The organism is Halomicronema sp. CCY15110 (genome assembly GCF_016888165.1).
Lineage (GTDB): Bacteria > Cyanobacteriota > Cyanobacteriia > Phormidesmidales > Phormidesmidaceae > Halomicronema.
Window position 1 is genome coordinate 40,232 of record NZ_JACSWC010000220.1, and the last position, 11,945, is coordinate 52,176.

Here is an 11,945-nt window from a genome sequence, read left to right on the forward strand (position 1 = left end):
TACCGTTACAGTTTGTCTGTAGATCCTGTCAGCCCTACGGACTATCAGCATTATGGCCGAGTCAGCCTCCAAAGTTTCTATCTACGCGGCGCTGGGAGCCAATCTCGCGATCGCGATCGCTAAATTCGTCGGGGCCAGCATCAGCGGCAGCTCCGCCATGTTGTCCGAGGGCATCCACTCCGTTGTTGACTCAGTGAACGAAGTATTACTGCTGTATGGCTTGAAGCAGAGCGAAAAAGGCCCCGATGAGCTGCATCCCCTCGGCCACGGCCAGGAGCTCTACTTTTGGTCGCTGGTGGTCGCCGTCTTGATTTTCTCGCTCGGGGGTGGCTTCTCCATCTATGAAGGGGTGAAGAGTTTTCAAGATCCTGAACCGTCTGCCAATGCCCTGGTAAGTTACGTCGTCCTGGGCACAGCGGCCATTGTTGAAGGGGCGGCCCTGACTGTATCCATTCGCGAGTTCAACCATCAGAATCCCAACCGCCAAGATAGTCTTTGGGCAGCGATGAAACGCAGCAAAGACCCCAGCAGTTTCATCGTCATTTTTGAAGACGCAGCGGCTTTATTGGGCCTGGGAGTCGCATTTGCGGGAGTGTACCTGAGCCAGTTGACCCAAAACGAGATGTATGACGGCATTGCTTCCATCGTCATTGGCATCATTTTGACCCTGGTGGCCATGGTGCTAGTCTCTGAGACCAAAGGCTTGCTGATTGGCGAAAGTGCCTTGCCAGAGACCCAAGACAGCATCAAAGCGATTATTCAAGCCGATCCGGCGGTGACGAGTTTAGGTCAGCTGATCACGCTGCACATGGGGCCTAAGGACGTCATGCTGGCGTTGAATATTGAATTTGCTGACGCCCTTTCCGCTGACGATATTGAGGCCGCTGTGCGCCGTATTGAACAGAGCATTCGCACTAATCATGAAGAGGTCAGGCGTATCTTTATTGAAGCGGCCTCGGCCACTCAAGCCCTTGGGGAAAGTAGCGAGCAGTCAACGGTGGCCACGTCTCCCGCGCCGGATTAACCGAGCGACAGGGTCACCACCCAAAACCCAACCAGAAAGCCCGCGATCGTGGAATAGGTGACCGTCCCGCCCCCCATTTCGTAGGCTTCCGGCATCATGGTGCTGGAAAGCATGGCGAGAATCGCGCCCCCAGCCAGCGCTTGGGCGGTGCCCAATACCCAGGCATTGGCAAAGGTACTCAAAAAGTTGCCCAGCATGGCGGTGAGGCCACTCAACACGACGGCCCCCCCCCACAGGGTCAAAATGCGGCTGGCTTTGGTGCCAGCCTGTTGCATGCCGACGGTGCTAGAGAGTGCTTCGGGAATGTTGGAGATAAAGACCGCCATCAAGAAGGAACTGCTGAGATGCCCACTTCCCACGTTGAAGCCGATCACCAAGGCTTCGGGAATGTTGTCCATCAGGGTGCCGACGAGGATGGCGAGGGGAGCTGAACTTTTCGCCAGTTGTTGAATCTGCTGCTCCGATAGGGGAAAGTCGACTTCCACACTGTCGAGCACTTGCTGACGCCATTGCCCCTCGGATTTTTCGCGGGCCTTGGCAGTGGATTGGGTGGTCTCTCGCAACCGGCGGGCCAAAATACGGCTGAGCCCACTCGCGAGGTGGGGCGATCGCGTCAACATGCCGTCAAAGTCAGACTTATCGAGTTCGTAAAGCTTCATCGGCGTACGGGCAATGACGCTGGCAGATCGCTCTTCCCCCGTGAGTAAAGCCATTTCGCCAAACATTTCCCCCGCCCCGAGTTGCGCCATCAACTGCGGCCCTTTGTAGATGTCTGCCTCGCCCGACAGAATAATGAACATCGCATCGCCGGGGGTACCTTCTTCGCAGAGGGTGGTGCCCGGTTCCACGGTTAATGGCTTGAGCAGGGGAATGATCGCCTGCACTTCTGACGGCGAGAGATTATGGAGCATCTCGACATGGGCGATTTCGTCGAGCACTTCCGAGGTTTCTTCTTGACGGTGATGGTAGAAAAACCGCCGGGACGAGGACGGGTGCCGGATAAAGCCCCCGCGATCGTCGATGTAATTGATGATGAGAGTAAAGAGGGTGCCGCCTAAAACGAATCCGACTAATAGGGGAAGGAAACCCGCATTTTCAAACACGGGTTGGGTAATGTCGAAGGCGATCGCCGCCAACAGCGTACCGCTGCCGAAGGCCATAATGGCCGCAGTAATTACTCGGCCAGGCTTCCAGCAGATACCCAAGACGGCCCCTATTAGTAGGCTAGAGGCACCTAAGAGTCCCTGAAATAATGCTTCTAAGGGCATAGTTGCTACAGTTCACAAGCATAAGATAAACCCGGAGACAGTGATTTAGGCAATCTTTTCACTGAATTTAGGGTGTATTTTCAAGATTCTGAGTCGAAATCGGCAGTTCAGCCTCGCGCCAGCCTCGCAGATCGCCCACCAAAGGTCGGACTTGGGCGAACCCCGCCTGCTCCAAGAGATTTTGGGCAATCCTCGCCCGGACACCGACCTCGCAGTACACCACCACCTCGCCCTCTCGAAATGCGGATAGCGCCATCAGGTGATCGGGCATGTCCTGATAGGGCAGATTGCGAGCTCCCGGAATGTGACCGGCTGCATATTCGGCGGGCGATCGCACATCTAACACCAGCGGCGCGGCCTCAGTATTGAGCCGTCGGTGCAGCGCCGCTGCAGAAATGCTGTCCGCAGCTGTCCCACTCACCTGATTCACGGCCAACATTAGCAGTAAGGCCAGCCCTGAAAAAACTGCGGCACCTGGCCAACGGGGCCGCCTGGGGCGCAGCGGTTGGAAAGATACAGGAAAAGACTTCATGCTCGGGATCAGTCAACTTGTATACTGTGTCTCAGCTTAAACTGTCTTGATGAAGGTAGTCTGAGTAAGATTGCTGGCATTCTTGCAAGCGGGTTGGTGATACGACAGCCTGGTCACCGTTTTGCCACGGCCTCGTCCATCCGCTGATGAGTAAGAAGGGCTGGCTGGTAATGTTTTCGTTGCTTGGATCGCAAGCTTTCTAACGATATGGCTTCTTCTCCGCGTCAGCGTCTCAAACCCAGAGGGTGGCGGCGGCTTCGTCACCAAGCTTCCCGGGGGACAGGTCGGTTTCCCTGGGGGTGGCTGGTGGTCGTCACTCTGCTGCATCTCTCGATTGGGCTGCTGCTCATGGCGTTTCCAGCACCCCTGTGGATTTGGTATCTCGCCGTTGGCGGGGTGGTGTTGCAGGCGATCGCTCTGGCTGGCCCCCAGGCCCTGGGTCGATTTCGCTGGTGGTCGGCCAATGTGCTAACGCTGGTGGCGATTTTGGGGGCGGGGCTGGTCGCTGTGGCCCTCGGCGTTTCGATGGGGTTTGTCGGCACCGAAAACCTGGAAGAAGTCGAAATGCAAAGCACCGCCTTTGAGGTGCTGCGGGTGGGTCTGCTCGCCATTTTGGTACCCGCCATGGGAGGCATTATCGCCGCTGAGACGGGCGATCGCCTATTGACCGTGTTTACCCGACTGCGGACGAGTCTGCTGCTGGCGGTGGCGTGTTTGGCTGGATTAGGATTGGGAGCAGCGATCGGGCTGCTGCTGGTGGAGTAAGCGATAGCGCATCGGCCCTCTCGCTGTTTGCGGATTGCCCACTTGGCCTTTTTGCGTCACGACGATCGCACCCGCTTGCGCCAGGGCCACACCAACTGCTCGAACTTGCGGATCAGCGATCGCCAATCATCGGCACTGAGAGCACGGGCCACTTCCGCAGGACAGGTCGTTTTTGCTGGCCCGCGATCGCGCACCAATTGCCGCAGACAATCGCGAATTTGCGGCTCGGACATGGGCCGGGCGGCGGCTTCCTTGTGGTGGCTCCGAGATCAGGATTACCTAAAAGCCAATTCTGGCTAACTAAATCCAGTGTCTGACCGTGAACAGCTGTCTTGGCTGTTCCAATTTGTGCCATCCCCATTGCCAAAGCGGCGTTGCTCCGCCACTTGCCACAGGGCAACAATGGTCAGGTCGCAACTATGGTGCAGGCTCTGAGCTGGGATGGATTTCGCGGTCTAACGACGAGGCATCGTTTCCGATGTGGGGCAAGGGCGGGAGGCAACGCAAAACGCCTTCTTGGGGGGCGGTATTAGCCTGTGGGTCTGGCCCCATAGCACGATGGCTCACCACCGGCACATAACCGGGATAACACCGCATTAGCACCTGATCGTCGGCACGGGTCATGTACAACACGGCAATCGGTTCACCGTTGAGAATTTCCGTCACCAGTCGGGGCGGAGCGGGTGCCGTGGCAACAATCGCTTCGTTGACGACGGGCATTTCTGAAGGGGCCGTTGCAGCGCGCCCCTGAAAGCCCCCAAGGAGGATGGTCAAAGCGGCCATACACCCCAGCCCGATCGCGATCGCCCGCATCAGATTTTTGCTCATCTACTGTTTACCCAATCGATATCCTTGACTGTACACCGCAAAATTTAGCCCTCAGGTGTTGACTAAAGATGCGTTAAAAAAAGACCTCAGCTAGCGGCATGGAGACGGGGCTACGGGGCTAACCGATCGCGTGATTTTCGTGCCAGTGGCGGGCAATATCGACCCGGCGACAAATCCACACCTGTTCGTGGCTCTGCACGTAATCGAGGAAGCGGGCCAGGGCGGCGGCCCGACCCGGACGCCCCGATAGGCGACAGTGCAGGCCGACGCTCATCATTTTGGGGGCGGTTTCACCTTCGGCGTAAAGCAGATCAAACGCATCTTTGAGGTAGGTAAAAAACTGATCCCCGGAGTTAAAGCCCTGCGCCGTGGCAAAGCGCATGTCGTTGTTGTCCAATGTGTAGGGGATCACCAGGTGGGGGCGATCGCCGCCGCCCACCCAGTAGGGCAAATCATCGGCATAACTGTCGGCATCATAGAGAAAACCGCCCTCTTCCATCACCAGGCGGCGGGTATGGGGACTCATGCGTCCCTGATAAAAGCCGAGGGGGCGACTGCCAATCACTTGAGTGTGAATTTCAATGGCCTTGAGAATGTGCTCGCGCTCAGTGTCCGCACTCGCATATTGGTAATCAATCCAGCGGTAGCCGTGGCTAGCGACCTCCCAACCCGCTTCGACCATGGCTTTACCCGCATCGGGGTTACGCTCCAACGCCATCGCCACCGCGTAGACGGTTACCGGCAATTGCCGTTGGGTAAAGAGTCGATGCAGCCGCCAAAAGCCCGCCCGACTGCCGTACTCATACATGGATTCCATGTTGATGTGGCGCACGCCCAGTAGCGGCTGTGCCCCAATAATTTCTGACAAAAAGGCTTCGGAAGCGGCATCCCCGTGCAAAATACAGTTTTCGCCCCCCTCTTCATAATTGATGACAAACTGGAGAGCCAGCCGCGCCCCGTCAGGCCAGTGGGGATGCGGCGGGTTGTGGCCGTAGCCGATGAGATCACGGGGGTAGGCAGCAGTCATGGGGCGATCGTCCTAAACTCTCTGGGAACTGTACTTGAGAATCAGCTAACAGCGTATGCCAAATTACACCATCAAACCGATGACTCGCGAGGATTTAGACTTAGCCATCAACTGGGCTGCTGCCGAGGGGTGGAATCCTGGTCTACACGATGCCGATTGCTTTTATGCGGCGGATCCCAGCGGCTTTTTCATGGGCTGGCTCGATGATGAACCGATCGCGGCTATCTCAGTCGTGAAATATGGCGCGTCCTTCGGCTTTTTGGGATTTTATATGGTGCGGCCAGAGTTTCGCGGGCGGGGCTATGGCTGGCAGCTGTGGCAGGCTGGGTTAGCCACGCTAAAGGGTCGCACCGTCGGGCTGGATGGCGTCGTCGATCAGCAGAGTAATTATCTGAAATCGGGGTTTCAACTGGCCTATCGCAACATTCGTTATGAGGGATGGGGGGATGGCCAGGTTGCGCCGCCGCCTGAGGCAATTGTGCCGTTGTCGTCCTTGCCACCGGCCCAAATTATCGAATACGATCGCCCCTTATTTCCCGACGATCGCACCGCCTTTTTGCGCTGCTGGCTCACCCAGCCCGAGAGTGTGGCACTGGGATATTTAGAGGGGCAGGCTCTGGTGGGGTACGGCGTTTTGCGGCCCTGCCGTCAGGGGTACAAGATTGGGCCACTGTTTGCCGATACGCCCGCGATCGCAGACCCCCTCTTTCAGCAGCTCAAAGCTCATGTGCCCGCTGGCGAGCCCGTTTATCTGGATGTGCCAGAAGTGAATGCTGCCGCTGTCGCGCTGGCCCAACGCTATGGTTTGACCAGCATGTTCGAAACGGCGCGGATGTATTTGCCTGCGGTGCCGGTGTTGCCGTGCGATCGCATTTTTGGGGTGACGACTTTTGAGTTGGGCTGATGGGTAGCTCAATCGGAAGTCCGGCGATCGCGCTCTCCCCCCTCTATCCCTCATCTTGTCGAGATTTTCAGGATTCTGGTTGGATGGCCATCCTGGCCGTCCGCAGCCGCTGACTAGCCATCCAGAGGTATGTTCTCCCTGACGGGTGAGGGCGGCAGGCTGGAAGCCTACCCGACCGGGGATCGACCGGACTTGAGCCGACCGAAAATCGCGATCGACCAGGATTAGCTTCTAAACCGGCACCGGGTCGCCAGGGGCGGTAAACGGCGTTGCGACTGGTTCATCAGCCATGGCAGCAGCGGCCACGGGCAATGGTTTGCGGGCAGTGCTGAGCTGATTGAGCACAAACACAGTTTGGGTACGGACGGTCTCAAACCCGGCATAGCCCAACCAAGCATCCAAATTGCCCTGCCCATACTCACGGATAAAGGGTTCTTCAAAAATATTGCTGAGCCAATCCACCGTGCGGAGAGTTTGCTGATTGCCGTCGAGCACCAGCATTTGACCGCCGGGGCTCATGACCCGCCAGCTTTCTTGCAAAATGGTTTTCGCGACGAGGGGCGGCGTTTCGTGAAAGAGCAGGGTGGCGCACACCACATCAAACGAGGCGTCATCGAGGCCGGTCGCCATCGCATCGCCATGGCGGAACGTGATCTCCAACCCGGCCGCTTGGGCTTTGCGCTGGGCCATGATCAGCATGTGAGGCGACAGATCGAGCCCGACCACCTCGGCTTGGGGAAAGCGGCGCTTGAGCATAAGCGTAGTTGTGCCTGTGCCGCAGCCCAAGTCTAAAATGCGGCGGGGAGTTCCCTGAATGGCGTTGACGAGGCTTTCGCGCACCCAGGTTTCGCTGGGGGGCAGCACGTATTGCGTGATGGGGTCGTAGGTGATGGCGGCATCGATGTTGAGATAGCCGTCGTCGATGCCGTGAAATTTGCTGGTTTGGTAATAGTGGGGATAGGTTACCTGGGGATTGGCGATCGCCCCGACTTCCGTCTCCCAATCAATGCTGTTGCGGAGTGTCAGCAGCGCTTCTTTGTCGATGAACTGTTCAAAGAGGGGCGCTAAAAATTGTTCAAAGAGGCTTGGGTTTTGAGTTTCCATCAGGTTTCAAACGTTGAGTAATCGACAGCGCGGCAGCGATGCCGAACAAACAGCGGATCGCCCCCCCAATTTAACGGCTGAGAGAAAAATTGGTCAGCGCGCCAGGGGAGCGATCGCGTCATCGTCTGATCAGACTACTTCAGTACCTGCTTAAAGCTGGGCAGTTGACTTGCGGTTTCCCACCAGGCTTTGAGTTGGGGCGTCTCGCTGATGACGGCCTCCCAATCGGGGGTATTGGACAGGTAAAGCACGACGGGCAAGAGATACAGGTCGGCCAAGGTCAACTCAGCGCCAAGGAGATAAGGTGAACAAGCGGCGATCGCTTCAATCGCTTTCAACGCCGTTTGCACTTTGGGCACGGCGGCGGCAACGGCGGCTTCATCGGTTTGGCCGCCCCGACTGGGCACAATCAACCGCTGAATGGTGATGGTGGTGATGGCGGGTGGATACAGATAGCTATCGACGATCGCCATGATTTGCCGCATGTGGGCCTGGGCCATCAGGTCATCGGGGGTGAGGCCATTGTTATTGACAGCGGCGTCGAGGTATTCAGCGATCGCACAGGTCTCATACAAATACTGACCGTCGATTTCGAGCGTAGGGACTTTGCCAAAGGGATGCTTGGCTAGATAGTCGGGGGAGTTTTGCTCGCCTGTGAAAATGTCGACGGGCTTGAGCTCGTAGGGGGTGTTGGCTTCGGTGAAAATCATCCGCACGGTGCGAACGTAGGTGCTCAGCGCCGGGCCATACAGAACAAAATTTGCCATGGGTTTACAAGGAATTAATCAGTTTGCGCGTCTAAAACAGACACTTCAACTTAGATCGAAACTCGCCGCCCTGACTGAGTCGGTGATGAGAAGTCGACAATAATTTGCCCTGTGACTGTGATAAGGGGGCCGGCTCTAGCCAGCGGCTTGTTGGGCACGCGCCAACACCTTGAAAAACAACACGCCGGAGGGTAAAAACACCGCCCCCAGCATGAGCGGCACATAGGTGCCCCAATTAGCCCCAGGCTGGAGCACGGCGGCGGTGGGAGTCTTTGGATCGTAATAGACGGTCACCTCGCTACCGGGGGGATAGGCGGCTTTGCCTGCCCGCTGGGCCTCGGCATGGCTGTCGTATTGTTGTTGGCTCGCGGTGGGGCCAGCCCCCAGGGAGTAGCGATCGCCCGTATAGCTAATCTCGGCGACCTCGTATTGATAGGCCACGGTGTAGCTATAGGTTTTGATGCTGCCGTTCGATTCGGAATAGTAGAGATTCGACGTGACGGCCTGCACTAGGCCAGGGGTGCTGGGCCAGGTATAACTCGCCAGGGCACTTTTGAGAAAGATGACGCCAAAAATGCTGAGGGCCGCACCAATGAGGATGAGGAAACCACCAAACCCGGCAATGATGCGGTACTGGGCGGGGGTGATGGGGGTGGGGGTGGTCATAGCAGGTTGATTAACGAGGACAGCGGGAACAGAGAAACCGCCCTATTGTATTCAACCTGATCGATCGCGGCATCCCCTCTACTCGCCACGCCAAAATCCGCCATCCCCAATCCCCCATTCATCAACCTTAGAGAAAATCGCTCCCCGCCGCCATGTCGTCACTCATCACCCTGTATTTGCCAGCCTCGAAGGAATGCAGCGGCTCGAAGCGGTCAAGGCTGAGCAAAACCTGAGCTATGCCGCGATCGCGGCAAAAGCAGACGTGAGTATTGAGGCGAGGCAGGGCGATCGCTTTCCCCTTCACTGAAGGGAGTCTTTCCAGGCCCCACTTACCCGCCGGGCTCCCCAGAGCACAAAGGCTAATCCCAGCAGCTTGCAGTTTCCTGGTGGGTAGCCGTGAGAGAATGAATTTTTAATGAGGCGATCTTATGCCCGCTGCTTATGTGCAAAACGAAACAGAATTTGACGCCCTGCTAGCGTCCGAACCCCTGGTGGTGATCGATTGCACGGCGACCTGGTGCGGCCCCTGCAAATTGATTGCGCCGTTGATTGACCAATTGGCCGATGACTACAGCGATCGCGTCAAAATTCTGAAATTAGATCTCGATTCCAATAAAGAAGTCGCTCAACGCTTTGGGGTGCGGAGCATTCCAGCGGTCATGTTTTTTGCCAACGGTGACCTGGCGGAAACCCTGATCGGAGCCAAAAAGCAGGAAGAATACGAGGCCGCGATTACTCGGCATCTCGCGGCTTAGGGCGTAAACCTTCCTACAGTAGCCATCCCCCGCGATCGCGGTCAACTGAGCGTCAATCCCGGCGAGAGACCAGAGTGGCCGTTCAAGATCCGTGGGGAGAAGCGCGATCGCCGCCAGTCTCCGTGCGACTAGCCGGATGATGTCAGCGTTTGGCGAATCAGACTGGCCAGCTGCTCCGCACTATCCGGAATTGCCAAGTTGGCAGCAGCGGCGGCCATCTGCGCCCGACGCTCGGGATTATGAATGAGCGTGAGCACCATATCTTGCAGGGTAGCGGCAGTCAAATCGGCCTGCCGACAAACCAGCGCCGCATTGGCCGCTGCAAACGCCGCTGCGTTATACGCCTGGTGGTCTTCCGCCGCAAAGGGATAAGGAATGAGCACCGACGGGGTATGGGTGAAGGCTAATTCCGTGAGCGTGCCCGCCCCCGCCCGGCTGATCACCACATCGGCCCGCTGAAACAGCCCAGCCATCGCGTCAAAAAAAGGCAGAGGAATGTAGTGATCGTGCTGCAAACTCTGGGCCGCAGCATCGTTCGTGCCCGTCTGATGCACCACCCAAGCCCCCGCCTCAAACCAAGCTGGCGCGGCCGTGCGCACCAATTGATTAACCGCGACGGCCCCCTGGCTGCCCCCCACCACCAGAATGACGGGGGCATCGGGCGGCAGTGCCACCTCCGTTGGCAACTCCTGACCGCTGAGAAACTGCGATCGCACCGGGGTGCCCACCACCACACTGTTCGCTTTGGGCAAGTGGCTGGTCGCCGCCTCAAACCCCAGCGCCACCACCGAGCACCAAGGACTGAGCCAGCGAGTCACCTTGCCCGGCAGCGCATTCGACTCGTGCAAAATAGCCGGTAGCCCCAGCGATCGCGCCGCCAGGATGGCCGGGGCCGCAATGTAGCCGCCGGTGGTAAAGACCCCATCAAACTGCTCGCGCTGGAGTAGCTGCCGCACCTGCAACGTGGCTTGCAACACTTGCCCGAGCAACCGTAGCGACCCCAGCCCGAGCCGCCCCTGAAAACCGCCCAACCGTAATGTGTGCAGGGGATATTGCTGAGGCACCAACTCGGTTTCTAAACGATCCGGTACGCCGAGCCATTCAATCGCATACTCGGGCAGTTGCTCTGCCGTGGCGATCGCGGGAAACAGGTGGCCGCCGGTGCCACTCGCGGCAATCAGCAGTTTTTTGGGAGTCTCTGACACAATGACGCGCTCTGAATACAAAAGGAAGGGCGCTGGCTGCCGCCATCAGTGACGACGGCCCCATCGACGTTCAGCGGTGAGGATGGTGCCCGCACTGCCGGCCAGCCCGACTGGTGACCGCCAATCCGGCGGACGTTAAGCCACAGGCTCCAGCGATGCCAAAGGATCGGGCAGCGTCGGCGACGGAGCCTGAAATGCCCCCGTAATGACATACTCTAACCGGAGTTTGAGCCAGGTAATGACTGTCTTGTCAGTCGAAATCACCGCTGCTGCGGGTTGCGGACAGCGACTTTTGATTTCGCCAAAGCCTTCGCTCTCTAAAAAAGCGGGCTGCTTGACCAGCCAAAAATCGATTTCCTTTTCTTGTTCTTGATAGTGGCGACGGCGCTCGCGCAGCACCTCATCAAGGGGTTCGTCTTCGAGCAAAAATTTTTGGCTGGCAGCAAGGTAGTAGTAAGTTTGCATAGTCCTTCGGATAAACAACCACCTAGAGACAAAATTCTCCCATAGAAGGTTGATGGCAGTGTAGTCTCGCGGCGTAAAGTGATGTGAAGTCACAATCTCTACCCGCTCGGACGACCGACTGATCGGTAATTGGTCGAGTCGGTCAGTCCATATTTAGCGTCATGCTATCGCCGATCCCCCTTAATCCCCCTTACAAAGCTATCCCTTATACACAAGTTGGTGCATCGCTTGTCGGGGAAAGGTTGCAGCGATCGGTTGCGGCAGTTTTATGGGCTGTAGAACCTCTCCTCTCCTCTCCTAAGCCCTTCGGACAGGCTACGCCCACGCAAGGAGACGAACCGGCAGCCTTGATAAACCTCTCCTTACCAAGGAGAGGTGCCGCAGGCGGTGAGGTTTTACCCCCCGCAACTCAAGGCCAGAAACCTTGCTATACAAGTCTTTGATAGAGTTTTTCCGAATGGATAGCTTACAAAGGCATTCATATACTTCGCAAACCAAGCCCCCTCATCCCCCAGCCCCTTCTCCCAAAACTGGGAGAAGGGGGGCGGACAAGTCTCCCTCCCGAGGCTGGGCTACTAAGTACACATAAATCCCTCCTGGGCTAGTGACCATCCCTGAAAGATGGCCTCAAATTT

The 11,945-nt window shown here is 57.4% G+C and carries 13 protein-coding genes and 1 pseudogene; 4 read left to right on the plus strand and 10 right to left on the minus strand.

The window, feature by feature from the left end; translation table 11 throughout:
- The first annotated feature begins 52 nt into the window (after window positions 1-52).
- Window positions 53-1,024, plus strand: coding sequence for a cation diffusion facilitator family transporter (locus JUK32_RS08205; protein ID WP_204138368.1), 972 nt, complete (start codon window positions 53-55; stop codon window positions 1,022-1,024).
- On the opposite strand, the gene JUK32_RS08210 is transcribed toward JUK32_RS08205, so the two are convergent.
- Together JUK32_RS08210 and JUK32_RS08215 are read right to left on the minus strand one after the other, a co-directional pair.
- Complete coding sequence (locus JUK32_RS08210) at window positions 1,021-2,292, minus strand: cyclic nucleotide-binding domain-containing protein (protein WP_204138369.1); 1,272 nt, start codon at window positions 2,290-2,292, stop codon at window positions 1,021-1,023. The genes JUK32_RS08205 and JUK32_RS08210 overlap by 4 nt on opposite strands.
- Before the next feature lie 67 nt (window positions 2,293-2,359).
- Entirely contained in the window at window positions 2,360-2,824 is a 465-nt protein-coding gene (locus JUK32_RS08215; RefSeq protein WP_204138370.1) for a rhodanese-like domain-containing protein, read from the minus strand.
- A 207-nt stretch (window positions 2,825-3,031) separates the two neighbouring features.
- Here JUK32_RS08215 and JUK32_RS08220 point away from each other — a divergent pair, with 207 nt between their 5' ends.
- Window positions 3,032-3,589 carry a hypothetical protein gene (locus JUK32_RS08220; protein ID WP_204138371.1) on the plus strand — a complete coding sequence of 186 codons (558 nt, stop codon included), beginning with the start codon at window positions 3,032-3,034 and terminating at the stop codon, window positions 3,587-3,589.
- Here JUK32_RS08220 and JUK32_RS28685 read toward each other — a convergent pair.
- From JUK32_RS28685 to puuE, 3 genes and pseudogenes are all read right to left on the minus strand, one after another.
- Window positions 3,548-3,822: pseudogene (locus JUK32_RS28685) on the minus strand (DUF3253 domain-containing protein). The gene JUK32_RS08220 and the pseudogene JUK32_RS28685 overlap by 42 nt on opposite strands.
- Window positions 3,823-4,006: 184 nt before the next feature.
- Window positions 4,007-4,417 (minus strand): hypothetical protein, encoded by a 411-nt coding sequence (locus JUK32_RS08235; RefSeq protein ID WP_204138374.1) that lies wholly within the window; start codon window positions 4,415-4,417, stop codon window positions 4,007-4,009.
- 118 nt (window positions 4,418-4,535) lie between these two features.
- On the minus strand, window positions 4,536-5,444 hold the full coding sequence (gene puuE, locus JUK32_RS08240) for an allantoinase PuuE (RefSeq protein WP_204138375.1): 909 nt from the start codon (window positions 5,442-5,444) through the stop codon (window positions 4,536-4,538).
- A gap of 79 nt (window positions 5,445-5,523) precedes the next feature.
- On the opposite strand from puuE, the gene JUK32_RS08245 reads away from it, so the two are divergent.
- Entirely contained in the window at window positions 5,524-6,348 is an 825-nt protein-coding gene (locus JUK32_RS08245) for a GNAT family N-acetyltransferase (RefSeq protein WP_239112451.1), read from the plus strand.
- Between the two features lie 231 nt (window positions 6,349-6,579).
- Here the strand turns inward: JUK32_RS08245 and JUK32_RS08250 are convergent, their stop codons facing one another.
- The 3 genes from JUK32_RS08250 to JUK32_RS08260 all read right to left on the minus strand — a co-directional run bounded on the left by JUK32_RS08250 (window position 6,580) and on the right by JUK32_RS08260 (window position 8,885).
- Window positions 6,580-7,452, minus strand: a complete 873-nt coding sequence (locus JUK32_RS08250; RefSeq protein ID WP_204138377.1) for a class I SAM-dependent methyltransferase — start codon at window positions 7,450-7,452, stop codon at window positions 6,580-6,582.
- 134 nt (window positions 7,453-7,586) lie between these two features.
- Complete coding sequence (locus JUK32_RS08255) at window positions 7,587-8,219, minus strand: glutathione S-transferase family protein (protein WP_204138378.1); 633 nt, start codon at window positions 8,217-8,219, stop codon at window positions 7,587-7,589.
- A gap of 135 nt (window positions 8,220-8,354) precedes the next feature.
- Entirely contained in the window at window positions 8,355-8,885 is a 531-nt protein-coding gene (locus JUK32_RS08260) for a DUF3592 domain-containing protein (RefSeq protein ID WP_204138379.1), read from the minus strand.
- 428 nt (window positions 8,886-9,313) lie between these two features.
- Here JUK32_RS08260 and trxA point away from each other — a divergent pair, with 428 nt between their 5' ends.
- Window positions 9,314-9,640, plus strand: coding sequence for a thioredoxin (gene trxA, locus JUK32_RS08265; RefSeq protein ID WP_204138380.1), 327 nt, complete (start codon window positions 9,314-9,316; stop codon window positions 9,638-9,640).
- Between the two features lie 128 nt (window positions 9,641-9,768).
- Here trxA and murG read toward each other — a convergent pair whose 3' ends face one another.
- Both murG and JUK32_RS08275 read right to left on the minus strand, forming a co-directional pair.
- The gene (murG, locus tag JUK32_RS08270) at window positions 9,769-10,845 is read right to left on the minus strand and encodes an undecaprenyldiphospho-muramoylpentapeptide beta-N-acetylglucosaminyltransferase (RefSeq protein ID WP_204138381.1); all 1,077 of its coding nucleotides are present in this window, start codon (window positions 10,843-10,845) and stop codon (window positions 9,769-9,771) included.
- Window positions 10,846-10,980: 135 nt separating this feature from the next.
- The gene (locus JUK32_RS08275) at window positions 10,981-11,310 is read right to left on the minus strand and encodes an MgPME-cyclase complex family protein (protein ID WP_204138382.1); all 330 of its coding nucleotides are present in this window, start codon (window positions 11,308-11,310) and stop codon (window positions 10,981-10,983) included.
- Window positions 11,311-11,945: the final 635 nt, after the last annotated feature.